16 protein-coding genes are annotated in these 13,006 nt (G+C 42.3%); 8 read left to right on the top strand and 8 right to left on the bottom strand.

Going from position 1 to position 13,006, the window contains the following annotated elements:
- Nucleotides 1-189: 189 nt before the first annotated feature.
- From LAY57_RS33020 to LAY57_RS33005, 4 genes are all read left to right on the top strand, one after another.
- Nucleotides 190-1,368 (top strand): class I SAM-dependent methyltransferase, encoded by a 1,179-nt coding sequence (locus tag LAY57_RS33020; RefSeq protein ID WP_338022541.1) that lies wholly within the window; start codon nucleotides 190-192, stop codon nucleotides 1,366-1,368.
- A gap of 257 nt (nucleotides 1,369-1,625) precedes the next feature.
- Nucleotides 1,626-2,366 (top strand): hypothetical protein, encoded by a 741-nt coding sequence (locus LAY57_RS33015; RefSeq protein ID WP_249071425.1) that lies wholly within the window; start codon nucleotides 1,626-1,628, stop codon nucleotides 2,364-2,366.
- A 36-nt stretch (nucleotides 2,367-2,402) separates the two neighbouring features.
- Complete coding sequence (locus LAY57_RS33010; RefSeq protein WP_275994449.1) at nucleotides 2,403-2,633, top strand: type I secretion C-terminal target domain-containing protein; 231 nt, start codon at nucleotides 2,403-2,405, stop codon at nucleotides 2,631-2,633.
- A gap of 51 nt (nucleotides 2,634-2,684) precedes the next feature.
- On the top strand, nucleotides 2,685-3,803 hold the full coding sequence (locus tag LAY57_RS33005) for a HEAT repeat domain-containing protein (protein WP_249071423.1): 1,119 nt from the start codon (nucleotides 2,685-2,687) through the stop codon (nucleotides 3,801-3,803).
- 107 nt (nucleotides 3,804-3,910) lie between these two features.
- On the opposite strand, the gene LAY57_RS33000 is transcribed toward LAY57_RS33005, so the two are convergent.
- Nucleotides 3,911-5,062, bottom strand: coding sequence for a succinylglutamate desuccinylase/aspartoacylase family protein (locus tag LAY57_RS33000; protein WP_249071422.1), 1,152 nt, complete (start codon nucleotides 5,060-5,062; stop codon nucleotides 3,911-3,913).
- Between the two features lie 187 nt (nucleotides 5,063-5,249).
- Here LAY57_RS33000 and LAY57_RS32995 point away from each other — a divergent pair, with 187 nt between their 5' ends.
- Complete coding sequence (locus tag LAY57_RS32995; RefSeq protein ID WP_249071421.1) at nucleotides 5,250-6,332, top strand: ATP-dependent 6-phosphofructokinase; 1,083 nt, start codon at nucleotides 5,250-5,252, stop codon at nucleotides 6,330-6,332.
- Between the two features lie 237 nt (nucleotides 6,333-6,569).
- Here the strand turns inward: LAY57_RS32995 and LAY57_RS32990 are convergent, their stop codons facing one another.
- From LAY57_RS32990 to LAY57_RS32980, 3 genes are all read right to left on the bottom strand, one after another.
- Nucleotides 6,570-7,415 (bottom strand): sulfotransferase, encoded by an 846-nt coding sequence (locus tag LAY57_RS32990; protein ID WP_249071420.1) that lies wholly within the window; start codon nucleotides 7,413-7,415, stop codon nucleotides 6,570-6,572.
- 404 nt (nucleotides 7,416-7,819) lie between these two features.
- Entirely contained in the window at nucleotides 7,820-8,266 is a 447-nt protein-coding gene (locus LAY57_RS32985) for a BP74-related protein (RefSeq protein ID WP_249071419.1), read from the bottom strand.
- Nucleotides 8,267-8,344: 78 nt separating this feature from the next.
- Nucleotides 8,345-8,983, bottom strand: coding sequence for a histidine phosphatase family protein (locus LAY57_RS32980; protein WP_249071418.1), 639 nt, complete (start codon nucleotides 8,981-8,983; stop codon nucleotides 8,345-8,347).
- Nucleotides 8,984-9,214: 231 nt separating this feature from the next.
- Here LAY57_RS32980 and LAY57_RS32975 point away from each other — a divergent pair, with 231 nt between their 5' ends.
- Nucleotides 9,215-9,550 (top strand): hypothetical protein, encoded by a 336-nt coding sequence (locus LAY57_RS32975; protein WP_249071417.1) that lies wholly within the window; start codon nucleotides 9,215-9,217, stop codon nucleotides 9,548-9,550.
- Between the two features lie 101 nt (nucleotides 9,551-9,651).
- Here LAY57_RS32975 and LAY57_RS32970 read toward each other — a convergent pair whose 3' ends face one another.
- Nucleotides 9,652-9,918: a hypothetical protein gene (locus LAY57_RS32970; protein ID WP_249071416.1), complete on the bottom strand. Its 267-nt coding sequence runs from the start codon at nucleotides 9,916-9,918 to the stop codon at nucleotides 9,652-9,654.
- 77 nt (nucleotides 9,919-9,995) lie between these two features.
- Nucleotides 9,996-11,570: a helix-turn-helix domain-containing protein gene (locus tag LAY57_RS32965; RefSeq protein ID WP_249071415.1), complete on the bottom strand. Its 1,575-nt coding sequence runs from the start codon at nucleotides 11,568-11,570 to the stop codon at nucleotides 9,996-9,998.
- Between LAY57_RS32965 and LAY57_RS32960 the strand changes: the two genes are divergently transcribed.
- Together LAY57_RS32960 and LAY57_RS32955 are read left to right on the top strand one after the other, a co-directional pair.
- Nucleotides 11,564-11,833 (top strand): hypothetical protein, encoded by a 270-nt coding sequence (locus tag LAY57_RS32960; RefSeq protein ID WP_249071414.1) that lies wholly within the window; start codon nucleotides 11,564-11,566, stop codon nucleotides 11,831-11,833. The genes LAY57_RS32965 and LAY57_RS32960 overlap by 7 nt on opposite strands.
- 109 nt (nucleotides 11,834-11,942) lie before the next feature.
- Nucleotides 11,943-12,254, top strand: a complete 312-nt coding sequence (locus LAY57_RS32955; RefSeq protein WP_249071413.1) for a hypothetical protein — start codon at nucleotides 11,943-11,945, stop codon at nucleotides 12,252-12,254.
- A 276-nt stretch (nucleotides 12,255-12,530) separates the two neighbouring features.
- On the opposite strand, the gene LAY57_RS32950 is transcribed toward LAY57_RS32955, so the two are convergent.
- Together LAY57_RS32950 and LAY57_RS32945 are read right to left on the bottom strand one after the other, a co-directional pair.
- Nucleotides 12,531-12,776: a YlcI/YnfO family protein gene (locus LAY57_RS32950; RefSeq protein WP_249071412.1), complete on the bottom strand. Its 246-nt coding sequence runs from the start codon at nucleotides 12,774-12,776 to the stop codon at nucleotides 12,531-12,533.
- A 2-nt stretch (nucleotides 12,777-12,778) separates the two neighbouring features.
- On the bottom strand, nucleotides 12,779-13,006 hold a 228-nt coding region (locus LAY57_RS32945; RefSeq protein WP_249071411.1), incomplete at its 5' end, for a PIN domain-containing protein.

Here is a 13,006-nt window from a genome sequence, read left to right as displayed (position 1 = left end):
AGGAGTCGCCATCCGGCTTATATCCCGCCGCCGAATCGAAGCGATTATGGCGGGGGACTTACGCCGAAAGAGTTAAACCTAGCTCCCAGGTTCAACCTGGGAGCTAGAAAAAGACGTCAATGGTCAATTGTCATTAGTCAATTGACAACTGACAATTGACTAATGACAATTGACTAATGACTAATGACTATGAATGATTATAATCTGGAGTTGTGTGATGCGATCGCGCATCTTATTTCCGAAACTCCTCAACAGCGCATCACCTTCGCCGAGTACATGGATTTGGTGCTGTACCATCCGCAGCATGGTTATTACGCCACCAATCAAGTGAAGATTGGGGCGCAGGGTGATTTTTTTACATCGCCGCATCTTGGCGCTGATTTTGGCGAATTGCTAGCCGAACAATTTGTCGAAATGTGGCAAATTCTCAGTTATCCCGTGCCTTTTACGTTAGTAGAAATGGGCGCTGGACAAGGAATTTTGTCAGGAGATATTCTGCGATATTCGCAACGGCAATATCCCGATCTTTTTGATGCCATAGAATACATCATTGTCGAAAAGTCACCGGCATTAAAAAAAGAACAGCAACAGCGGTTACGACAATTGCCAATCCGATGGTGTGCTATTGAAGAAATAACAACTGAATCAATAATTGGCTGCTGTTTTTCTAATGAATTGGTTGATGCGTTACCAGTACATCAGTTTGTTATTGAAAATGGGCAACTGCGGGAAATTTACGTTACAACACAGGATGGCATAAATTTTGTAGAAGTAGCGGGAGAACCTTCTACAAATAAATTGATTAAATATTTTCAATTAGTCGAAATTGATTTAATGTCGAGTGCCTATACAGAAGTCTATCGCAGTGAGGTTAACCTAGCAGCTTTGGACTGGTTAAGTACAGTTGCAAATAAACTACAGCGCGGATATCTTTTAACTGTTGATTATGGCTATACAGCTAGTCGCTATTACAGCCCAGGTCGAGATGTTGGCACGTTACAGTGTTACTATCAACACGCGCATCATAACAATCCTTATATAAATATTGGCAGACAAGATATCACTGCCCATGTGAATTTTACTGCGTTGGAACGCTGGGGTGAATTGTGCGGTTTGCAGAAGATTGGTTTTACCCAGCAAGGTTTATTTTTGATGGCGTTGGGGTTGGGTTTCCGCATCGCTTCTCTCTCTTCCAGTAATGCTACCGATGGTAAAGCTATCTTGCAAGTTTTGCAGCGTCGCGATGCTTTACACCAAATGATAAATCCAATGGGATTGGGCGGTTTTGGGGTATTAATTCAAAGTAAGGGGTTATCAAAAGAGGAAATGACCTCTCCTCTCAAGGGTTTGAGTATGCCCAATATCTAAAGTCTTGTAACGAAGGCCAGTAAAGATTTTGACTATGAGGCAACTAGCAAAATATGTTCTAACGCTTTTTGTGTCGGCCTGTTTCCTAGCCGTTTTATTCAGTTATTGTGGTGGCAAATTCTGCAAACTTCCTGTTGAAGCGGACAAGGTGAGTGTGTTAATTGGGCAGTTGCAAGGTCAATGCTGGGTTTATGATGACTACCCTGTTGGTGCCTGTCAGAAAATGTCGCTTATAGTTCCACATTTTGAAAAGTTATATGTCTCATCTACATATAGGTAAAAAATTTTGGCTACAGTGGGTAATAGTCAATACTGTATGCTTGCCTGTAAGCTTAGTTCTTTTTGTAGCTTTCAGCTATAGTCTGAATGCTATTAAACCGCGTTTGGAATATAACGTGGGGTTTTCGATCGTGAATGCGAGCTTTGCTGTGGTTGGCCTCTTAGTTGGGTTAGCCCAGTGGTTAATACTTAGAAAAAAAGTTTCAAGAATCAGTAGCCTGTGGATATTAACCAATATTCCGGGCTTATACGTGGCTACGGTTGTCAGCTACATCTTAACCTACTTTGCAGCAGCTTTTATTTTTAACCGCAGGGGTGTGATACCTGCGATATTCAATATTGAGCTTGTTACACAAGGCGCTACGGGCGCTATTGGCGGCGCTATTGGTGGCGCTATTGGTGGCGCTATTACCGGGATACCTCAAGGGTTATTGCTCGCTAGGAGGGTTGTGCTAACTCGCTTGTGGATAATTTGGACAATAACCGACATTGTGGCTTGGGCCTCCAGTTGGAGTATAGGTTGGGCTTTGGGCGACCTGATAAGTTATCAGGTCGCCAAATCTTTCGATCCTTATCTTTATGGGGAAGTACTTTTTAGTTCGTTTGGATTGATTTTTGGGACAATTTCTGGTTTGTTAAATGCAGTCATCACAGGAAAAGTGCTAGTTTGGGTATTGCGGCAGTCTAGAATTTCCAAAGAAACAGACATTTCTGGCTAACAAGGCTGACATAGTACATTTGTATGAGTGTGACTTCTGTTTAATACTAGCAATGATGTAATTGTCTTGACTGAGTTATTGAAGAATGTGGGTTATAAAGGTACTGACCCATTTGTCTCAAGTTATTTGCGATTGGTGCAGTCTGGAGCGAATACTCAAGTTCAAATTGACCCCAATGGCACGGCAGGTGCGCCTGGTTTTAGTACGCTAGCGACGTTGAATAATGTTGTGTCAACCAGTTTGAATGCTAACAACTTTGTGTTTTGATAGTGGTGCTTTTGGTTTGAGTCCCAAATAAGGCCAGCAATCGTGTTAACTATGAGGCAACTAGCAAAATATGGTATAGCACTTTTTGTGTTAGGGTGCTTGCTGACTGTTTTCTTTCCATCCTGTAGTGGGAAAGTCGTCTGTGAAGCTTTCTTTGGAGGGGATAAGATAAATGCTTTAATTGGTCAACTACAAGGTCAATGCTGCATCTATGAAGCAGATGCCTATGGTGGCTGTGAGAAAAAGTCAAAACCTTATATCCCCCTACTCAAATATCAGTGCGTTAGTTGGGCAGCCGATTGTCTAGGCGCAATGGGGCTGCAAGCTAAAGAGGCTGTTCCGGCTCTGATTCGGACACTGGAGAGAGGACCCAACAATTACGATACTGGAGACGGCATCATTCCTACGCGCAATGACATTATGTTGGCTTTGGGCCGAACTGGTGACCCCAGAGCAGTTAAACCGCTCATCAGAGCGCTTCAGGAGGCACAACCTCTTGATGCTTGGGTTTACGCTCAACCGTCTGGGAAGCCGTATGGGCAGACTGCAGCGATAGAGGCTCTTGGCTTGTTGGGACCCTTGGCCCAGGAAGCGGTTCCCTATATTATTCCTTTTTTGAAAAATTCACGTGACTATCGCTTTCGATCTGCTGCTAAAGCGCTGGGACAAATCGGAGATCCCAAAGCGATTCCCGCCCTTATCGAAGCTTTGAACCATCCAACCGATGCAGCCTCAGTAATATCAGCTTTGGAAGCATTTGGCCCGTTAGCTGATGAAGCGGTTCCTGCTCTTATTAAGATGATTGAAAGCTCGACAAATGTTAGCGAGGGTCTAACAGCCGCCAGAGCTATAGGCAAGATCCGTGGTCAAGCCGCGATCCCAAAAATAGCAATAATGTACGAGCAAAAATTTATTGAATTTCCAAAGGAGCTACGAGAAATATTTAGAGACTATGGCTATAAAGGAGATTTTGTCTATGCTACCTACGAGAAGGAAAGATATTATATAACTCTGACTAACTCAGAAAATCTTTACGTTCAGCTCGATCGCAGTACGTCAAATCCCACTTTAACCAGCGGACAAGTGTGGATAGAAAAAGATGGTAAAAAGATTTCTATACAAAAATTTTCCACCTTTAAGGAAATGCGAGAGATCATTAAAAAAAGTTGAGGGCTCGCGGCGAAGCCAGATGAGCTTTTTGGCATTAATTTAATTTTGGCGATCGCATAACGTAAATCCTCTACACTATTACCCTGATTGATTTGCCAACAATATCTTTAAGTTCCGGGCGGGCTATCTATTTCTATTACTGTTAATACATACTCTGCTTGGTTAACACAGTGATTTGTGGATAGGTCAAAAACTAACCCACTTTGTTCGGCATTCACATCGATTAAACTTGGTAATTCACCTTTTTTATTGAAACTGAGAATTTGATAAAGTCTTTCTCCACTATTGACAAAAGTCCCTAAATCAACTCTAGATTGAATCATCCCTCCCGCTGGAGCATAATATTTCTTCATCTGATTTTTGTTTGTGAAAGTTATTTGATGCGATCCAGTTTCAGCTAGGGGAAAGCCAGGAATGGATAATAAACTTTTCTGTGCTAAGTAATTTTTAATGCCCAAGACGCCTTTGGCAACTGACTCTGGATTCATTTGCATTCCAGAACCGAGTTCTAGCGTCCAAGATTCTATATCAAAGCTGATTGGTTTTCCGTGTTCTGCTAAACTATCTTCTAGTGCTAACCAAGACTTCAGGAAAGCTTCATCGAAAGTAATTCCATCGCATTTGTCAATTAAAATTTGATAATTCAGTAAAAAAGCTTTGGCACTTTCTTCTCTTCCCCGGAAGCCATAAATGTAGTCTATCCCTTGATTGCTAGAACTGTGTATGTCGATAACATAGTCGGCATCTAGGCACAAAGATTGCAGATGATATCGATATAGTTCATCTAAAGGTACGCTACTGGGAGAGTTGATTTTTTCTAATAGCTTTTCAAAGCTTATTTTGATTTTTTTTAGGTAGTTTTGTCTGATAGTAGTTGGGTCAAGTTCTAATTGAGATTTAACAAATGTTGCTAAATCTTGACATTCTTTTTCGTAGTCCCAAAATATGCGGTTCCAGTCTTTGCCGTCGTAAATATTATATCTGCCTGTAGAAAAATAATGCGATCGCTGATTGGTACTAAATGGGTTACAGACGGGTACGAGCCAAATTTGACCAGCGATGTCTGTGGTATCCACAGTCATCAAGAATTCAATAAGCTGATGAATAACGGCATTGCCAACAATTTCAGATCCATGCAAGTTTGCTTGAATGTAAGCTTTTTTACCTGGGTTAGCACCGATGAACTTGTAGATTTGGAGGTGGATGCGATCGCCTGAAGCAAGCTGTACTAGAGGAATGGTATAAATGTCGGGAATCATCAGATTTTAGATTTTAGATTTGGAATTTGGGATGAAAAATGGTATCGTACCATACTCGTTGTGAGCTACAAATCTGAGATTATGTCTAGTGGGCGATCGCGCTGATACCGATAAAATGATTAAGCGATCGCTACTTGTGTATAATTGACTGCTTGACTAATTGAAGGCTTTATTTACGAAAGGTCTTATGGGAGAATTCAAACGGATTGGAATTTTGACCAGCGGTGGCGACTGTGCTGGCTTAAATGCGGTAATTCGGGCTGTTGTATGCCGTGCTGTGGGTACCTATAACTGGGAAGTTCTAGGAATTCGTCAAGCTACGCAAGGATTAATGACCAGTCCTCCTCAATTTGTGCCGCTTGACTTGGATAAAGTGGATGGATTGCTAACGAAAGGCGGTACGGTATTGGGGACGACGAACAAGGGAGACCCTTTTGCTTTCCCGATGCCGGATGGAACTGTGCCCGATCGCTCTGAAGATATTATCGCTGGCTACCGCGAGCTTGGTTTGGACGCGATAATTGGCATTGGTGGAGATGGCAGTCTGGCTATTCTAAGACGACTGGCGCTGCAAGGCAACCTCAACCTTGTGGCGATTCCCAAAACTATTGATAATGACTTAGGCAGCACGGAGCATTCGATCGGTTTTGATACGGCGGTCAATATTGCCACGGAAGCGTTGGATCGATTGCATTTTACCGCTGCTAGCCACAGTCGGGTGATGATCCTGGAAGTGATGGGTCGCGATGCGGGACACATCGCCATTAGCGCTGGGATTGCAGGGGGTGCGGATGTCATTCTGATTCCTGAAATCCCTTATACAATTGCCAATGTCTGCCAAAAAATCTCCGAACTCCAAAATCAGGGCAAGAATTACTGTTTAATCGTTGTCTCAGAAGCGGTTCGCAATGAAGAAGGCGAACCTGTGATGAGTACCAATCTCTTGGGGCAATGTCGATTGGGTGGTATTGGTCAATATTTGTCTGACAAAATCTGCGGCTGTAGCGGTGCGGAAACGCGAGTGACGGTTTTGGGACACATCCAACGAGGAGGAACGCCTTCGCCGCTGGATCGATTGACTGCTTCTGCTTTTGGAGTGGCGGCAGTGGATCTGATCGCGGAGAACAAGTACGACCAAATGGTAAGCTGGCAAAATCGCCAAGTAGTAAGCGTGCCGATCGCTGATGCGATCGCTCAATACCGAGCTGTAGACCTCAACGGTACTCTGGTCAAAACTGCGCGAGGATTGAATATCTGTCTGGGAGATTAAGGTCTTTGGAAATCTACTACACCATATTTGTAATCAGATATGGTGTAGTACAGCCTTTTTTATCTGAGTGAAGTAGAGAGATCCCCCACTTCTCCAAGAAGTCGGGGATCTCTACTAAGCTGTACTTCATGCAACTGAAAACCACTATAGATTCCCAAAGAAAGCCGATTGACATTGTGAATAATGAAACGCTATATCATTACCTTCAGGTTGAGTGGGGAGGATGTCAAATTATTTTCAGGATTTAACCGTTACTTCTATTGGCTTGGCAACAATCAAATTCGCCAAACTATTGCTAGTATTTGTCCAAAAAGACAATCCATTAAACTGGGTGAATAAATCCGGCGGCAAAATCGTTTGGCGGTGTTGGAACTCGACCTTGGGACGGACTGTGTGCAGTCCTTTCAGGTTGAGTCGGTTGTCAAATTCCGGTTCGTTATATTCGACATTTTCAAAATCATGATTAAACGGTTCTTCCTCTAAAAATTGATAAATTAAAGGCAAAACTTTATCGGGTATTTGTGCTAATAAATCGTAATCGACTAACAATAACCGCGAACTATATTCCCCATAAAAAGCTTCCTTGAGCGCGTTATAAGAAAATCCTACTAACCGTCCCCGCTGACTTAATGTTTCAGTGCGGGTATAAACGGTGGCGCGTTCGGTGGGATTATTAAATAAGCGCGAAACATCAAAGGAATTTTTTCTGACTAGCCGTTCGATGCTGTCCATAATCCAAGCTACATTCCGCACGCAGCATATTACCTTTGAGGCAGGAAATAACTCTTGAATTAAAGGCAACTTGCTACACCACAAACGATTAGTATCAAAGATGACTTCTTTATCCGCTTGCGACTGGTAGAATGTTGAAAAAATAGCTAGGATTAATGCCCGTTTTTGCTCAGGTGTGATAAAGACGGAAAATTCATTGTCTTCGCTCATCGCTTCCAGCATTCGGTTGACCAAACCGCCGACGGGAGTAGTCATACTGGCGTGAAATCGGGGGTTTTGGCGCAGTAAAGCTCCTAGTAAGGTAGACCCAGAACGAGGCAGTCCTGAAATAAAATGGATTTTTGGAGGCATCTGGTGATTCCTATTGTTTTAAGCGCTTTCGATTAAATACACTTACCGCAGTTCCTACTGTTATGAGGTACAGTAGCAGCAAATAGCAAACCAATTTTTTAGATGTTGAGGATTCACCATTGTACCGCATAATAGTGGTAACCGCTGTAACGCATGGAGAAAACAAAACAAATAGCCCAGTTATTCTTTTGTCTGCGTCTCTGTTTGATGCTAATCAACCAAAAGCTATTTTAATTAATCCTGAAAACAGATGAAAGTAGGCATTATTAAATTTTGGCAGTTTGTTTGGATTATTTGTCAGTTTGTTTAAAGGCAGATTAGACTGCTGGCAAAAGTCCTAATTCAAGGATTTTAGATCCCGACATTCCGCAGAAGCAGCGGAATGTCGGATGAAAGTTTTTTGATTACTTAATTTCCTTGACTAGCCGTGAAGACCAAGGACACCAAAGAGCGCCTGGTAAAAATGCTCCACCAGCTTCATCAAGGTGGTCTTCTAGGTACATAATTGAAGAATCACAAACCTCTATCGCAAAGCTAAAAAAGTCGATAGTCGCAGGCTCTAATTGATAGCTCCAACCTGGATTGTAGGGGGCAGATTTTTTGATGATTCTTCCCAGTACATGGGTTTGCTCTTTCTCCGTTCCATTGAGTATATTCCGCGCTTTTTGGATCTTACTCTCATCAGTGAGTTCAATAACGAATTCAGAACCGCCAGCTAGGTCAGTAAAGACAAATCTAGCAGGTGTAGCCGCGTATGATGGAGTACTAAAGCCTATCCCAAGCATGGTAACAAGAGCCAATACAGTTAGTACTCGACCGATCAGAGAAGTTAGTTTTTGAAGTAGATTCATGGTAAGGTCTTTTATTTGTCGAAACAGATTTTAGCACTCTGCGCCGTTTATATTGATACAGAAAGGTAAACTTTTCCCTTAAGTTCCGGCTAAGTTACGCAAACGCTCATCCAGATGGGTGCGATCGGCTAATGCGTGAAGTAATGGCCCGTGAGAACCAAATTCCACAATGCTGACCGAAGCTACGGGACATCCAATGCGATAGCGAAAGCGTCCTACATCAATTCCCAGCAAGCTACACAGAATAATGCGGATGGTGGCTTTGTGGGAGACAATTAAAACGTTGCCGGTGTTGTACCGCAGCTTGATTTCTTCAATTACTTCTAAAGAACGGTGCGCGATCGCTACAGCGGGTTCTCCTTCAGTCGGCGGATACCAAGCGGGATCGGCTGTCCAACGAATGTAGTCATCGTGGTATTGCCGATCGACTGTTTCTGGTGATAAACCTTCCCACTTGCCATAGTTGATTTCTTTCAAACCATCTCGCAATTGCATCTCCATTGGGATCGCGTCGCACAGGGGTTGCGCCGTCGCCTTGGTTCGTCCCATCGGACTACAGTAAATGGCAGACCAGGGTAGGGAACGATAGGTAACGGCAAAAGCCTTGGCCATGTCAAGACCCTCTGGAGTTAATTCTGGGTCTATGGAACCGCAAAAGAAATTTTCCCGACTGCAACCTGTTTGTCCGTGACGGAGCATATAAAGCTTTAGCCCCACAGTAGTTTTCTCTCCCTTGTATCCACTAAAATTTTAGTTTGCGATCGCTTCGGGGAACCTGCACCTATCCCATTACGTCTCCCCAAGACAATAAGCTGCTGTGCATCTAATTTTAGAGTCAACTTTGATAAGATTCTTGTGGGATGGGCATCTTGCCCGACGAGCGAGTAAAATTTAAATGCGCGACAGCTTACCTCAATCTTATTGACCTTTAAGGCAAAAACCCACAATATGAAGATTCAACCTACAATCAAAACTCTTTGTCTGGGCGCTGGACTGGCAATCTTGTCAGTAGGAATGTTCCCCAAGTCGGCATTGTCTGAAATGTATAGGGTCATGGATAGTATGCCGATCGTCATAAATTCTCCCAAAAGTGGAGCGCCTACCATGATGCGGACAGAAAAAAGTCCAAATGGACGATATGAATTTGTCTCCGAACTAAATGAACCGACCATGTATATGTACAATCCGCCGACAATGGCATACCGACCAGCAAAAATTAAGGATACAAAAAACGGAAATGAAATGATGGTTTATTTACCGATCGTTGTCCGTTACGAAAGATAAAATTCCCTACCTCATTGTAGGTTGGGTTGAGTGATAACGAAACCCAACCTATGCCTTAATTATTTTCTGAAGCCAGCAGTTCCCCGATCAGGATATTAGCGTCAACTATCAGTATCATAGGGAAAAGGCTTACTTGGATCAAAAAGGTCAGCTAACTCATCCTCAGTCATGCCTGTTTCAGCGAGTATCCGTTGTACAGTCTCGCTTAGTTGCTTAACGGCCCGATCGACTTCTTCCTGCTTAGTCCGCTTCTTCGGGTAATAGAATCCTATTACTTCGCCATTATTATGCTCGATCGCCAAAGTTTCGCTACGAGTTAGATAAACTGTTGCTTTCTCCTTTAATTCGCTTACCGCTACTTGCTTCATACTCCACCTTCAGGTGTTGTAATCAAATTTTATCTTAGCTTTGGCATAATAACCCGTAAGAGCCAAATTCGACGATGCTAATTGAGAACGTTGAGCGATCGCACATAAGCTTCCCAAATCCGATCGAGTCTTAACAATGAAGCTCTCTCTCCATTACCATTATCTTCCAAAAAACAACGTCTTTTCAGCGATCGGACAGCATTTAATATTATTTCTGGACTATAACTATTAGGCATTTCTTGTAAAACTTGCATCAAAGTAACAGCTTTTTCTTGTTTAGATAAATAATTCACAATCTGCTTTTCCGATTCAGTTAACCTCAACCATCCCCGACTTAATTGAGATCCAATCTCGTTACTTAGGAGCGAAGACGGATAAGATAAAAATTCTGTTACGCTTCCAGCAAATAAATCTTGAATCATCGTGGCTGTCATTTCTAACCATAAAGGATGACCGCAATAATTTTCAATCAAGGTATCCCACATTTGCTCGTCTGACAGTTCTTTATCCCTTAATATTTGTTTGGCGGCATTTCCCAAACCTGTGAGTTTTAAACAACGGGTGAATTTATGACGAGTTGCGATGGCGTAGCGTGCAGTATGACATATCGCATTTTCTGGTTGTTCGCTAGTAATCAACAACAAACTACTTGCATGAGACAATTCGGCAATTTGTTTAAATAACAGATAATATCCCTCACATTCCGCTCGATATTGTCCAGAAAATTGTCCCTTTTCAAATAACATCTGCACGTCATCTATAATAATCAAAGTTCGATGTTTGCGTAAAAATTTAAGCAATAGATCGACTTGGCGATCGCGCGTATTGGGAACAGCGGTAGGAGAGACAAAGCTTTGCAGTAAGTCAATTAAAAAACTATCTATATTTGGACAATACCGGAGACTGCGATAAACAATATATTCAAATTGTGTTTGGATTTCCTCAATTAGTTTGATAGCCAGCGTCGTTTTGCCAATTCCGATAATGCCAACTAAGGTAATGAGGCGGGGACAATCTTGAATTAACCAGTTTTTTAAAGTGTTTAATTCATCAGTTCGTCCGTAAAAAGCGGTAATTTCTGGGGCGGTATCTATGTCTAAGTAGGGTTTATTTGCAGTTGGCTTGGATAGGGGAGAAGATTTAGGCGGTCGCCTTCGTTCTGAACAAATACTTACTTTATTTCCACCAATAAAATCTCCTATTGAACCACTATTAGAGATAATAATTTTTTCTAAAATATTCCGTGCATTTAATTTATTAACATCTTCCCCTAAAACATCCGACAACTTTAGCCATAATTCTGATGCCGTATCTCGAACATGACCTTCACTTAAATGGTTTTCCGAGGCAATTTTGGCATATTTCTGACCTTGTAAAGTTCCTTTAATTATTGTTTCTTGCAGATGGTCTAGGCGATCGCCTGTATGGGTGAAAAGCAGTTCATCAGCGAGTTTCAAGACTTCTGCGATGTCCATAGAGGGTTCAAATGGGTGGGTTGTTCCGATCTTATCCGATCTTTCCGACATTTTTCCGACATTTTGGGAATTTTTTACGGAAAAGTTCCGACACGATCCGACTGACAAAGCGATCGGGCGTAGGTTTTGATTGGAAAGTATTGTTTGATACTCTGCAAAGGAAAAAATTAATGCCAATACAAGATCGCGATCCAGTAGATCGTGTTGTTGATGCAGTTCGCGAACGGGTTGATCGAGTCAGAGAAGATGTTGGACACGCATTGAATGGTGATTTCGATCAGATTAAAGAAGACACGAAGCGCGAACTTGCTGAAGCTGTTCGAGATTCTATGGAGGGCAGATCCCGCGTTGATATACCTGTTAACGATCGAGTTACCGTTCAGGGTCGTCGAGAACGAGATGGGTCTGTCAGCGTCGGTATTAGAGTTGATTTTCCGTAATCTAACTCACTTTTTCTCGCCGACAAAGCAACTGGGATCGAGTTATTCAATTTTTATTTAGGTTATAAAGGAGAAGCTCACAATGGCTGGTTTTGAAATTGTGTCTGAAGTGTCTACTAGAGAAACTGATTTCGATGGCACCAGACATGATGCTTGGTCTGATTGGACTTCCAACACCGCTCCTGCGAATCACGTAATTAACCACAATGAGGTGAAGGTGGAATGGCTTTCTGACAACGGCTCAGAAAATACTCACGAGATAATTTATGATAATTGGGTCGAACTTGTACCAGGAACAGGGCTTAAGTTTCCACAAACAATCAAGGTTCGGACGTATGCACGGAGTCCAAAGGGAAGGTTTTGGGTCGGTCGAGGTTGGTCAAAGGTCAAAGTCACAGGGACGTATGTGAAGTATAAATGAATTGCAATTGCTAGTTAGCAGTAAGGTGGGTAATGCCCACCTGATTTGTTTACAAGGCGATCGCACATAACCACTTATTCATCTCCTTACTAGATAACAGGATAAGAGGGTGAAAGATGCGATCGCCCTTGCTTTTTTATTGATAGGCGATCGATGGGGAGTGTGGATGCGATCGCCCCTCACTTTTTTATTGATAGGCGATCGATGAGGGAGTAGGGATGCGATCGCACCTTGTCTTTTTTCACACTTTTGGGCGATCGACTTTGCCTTGAAATGTTAAGCTTGTGTCAGCTTGTCATAGTCTTCTGGCTCAATATCCGATACTTTAGCTAATACCGATTCGTATTTTTCTCGACTTCCTCTATTTGCTCGTTCCTGAAGATAGGATTCATTCATCAAGACAGATATTTTTTCAGCGATCGCCGTCGCAATAAATTGCTCAATAGAAATATTATCTTGTTGCGCTATTTCTTGCAGACTTTTGTAAATTGAATCAGGAATATTAACGTTCAATGTACTCATAATCAACCTCCTATAGATTGTAAAAATTCCATCGGTTTAACTGTTTTCAAACCAAATCGATCGACTCCTACAAAATCACGAATATTGTATGTAACTATACTGTCACAGCGAACTTTAACAGCAAGTTCCAAAATCATGTCATCCTTGGGGTCACTTAAGTAAGGTCGCCATAGAAAAAAGATTTGATGGTGCGTTGCTACCGAACAGTAAAAATCAAGCAAATCTTCAAC

The organism is Argonema antarcticum A004/B2 (genome assembly GCF_023333585.1).
Lineage (GTDB): Bacteria > Cyanobacteriota > Cyanobacteriia > Cyanobacteriales > Aerosakkonemataceae > Argonema > Argonema antarcticum.
The sequence above is the reverse complement of the archived record's forward strand: the minus strand, read 5'-3'. Positions and strand labels throughout refer to the sequence as shown.

Excerpts from the sequence above, each read along its gene's own strand:
- LAY57_RS33020 (WP_338022541.1), top strand. The coding sequence starts at position 190 with ATGAATGATTATAATCTGGAGTTGTGTGATGCGATCGCGCATCTTATT.
- LAY57_RS33015 (WP_249071425.1), top strand. The coding sequence starts at position 1,626 with ATGTCTCATCTACATATAGGTAAAAAATTTTGGCTACAGTGGGTAATA.
- LAY57_RS33005 (WP_249071423.1), top strand. The coding sequence starts at position 2,685 with ATGAGGCAACTAGCAAAATATGGTATAGCACTTTTTGTGTTAGGGTGC.
- LAY57_RS33000 (WP_249071422.1), bottom strand. The coding sequence starts at position 5,062 with ATGATTCCCGACATTTATACCATTCCTCTAGTACAGCTTGCTTCAGGC.
- LAY57_RS32995 (WP_249071421.1), top strand. The coding sequence starts at position 5,250 with ATGGGAGAATTCAAACGGATTGGAATTTTGACCAGCGGTGGCGACTGT.
- LAY57_RS32990 (WP_249071420.1), bottom strand. The coding sequence starts at position 7,415 with ATGCCTCCAAAAATCCATTTTATTTCAGGACTGCCTCGTTCTGGGTCT.
- LAY57_RS32985 (WP_249071419.1), bottom strand. The coding sequence starts at position 8,266 with ATGAATCTACTTCAAAAACTAACTTCTCTGATCGGTCGAGTACTAACT.
- LAY57_RS32975 (WP_249071417.1), top strand. The coding sequence starts at position 9,215 with ATGAAGATTCAACCTACAATCAAAACTCTTTGTCTGGGCGCTGGACTG.
- LAY57_RS32970 (WP_249071416.1), bottom strand. The coding sequence starts at position 9,918 with ATGAAGCAAGTAGCGGTAAGCGAATTAAAGGAGAAAGCAACAGTTTAT.
- LAY57_RS32960 (WP_249071414.1), top strand. The coding sequence starts at position 11,564 with ATGCCAATACAAGATCGCGATCCAGTAGATCGTGTTGTTGATGCAGTT.
- LAY57_RS32950 (WP_249071412.1), bottom strand. The coding sequence starts at position 12,776 with ATGAGTACATTGAACGTTAATATTCCTGATTCAATTTACAAAAGTCTG.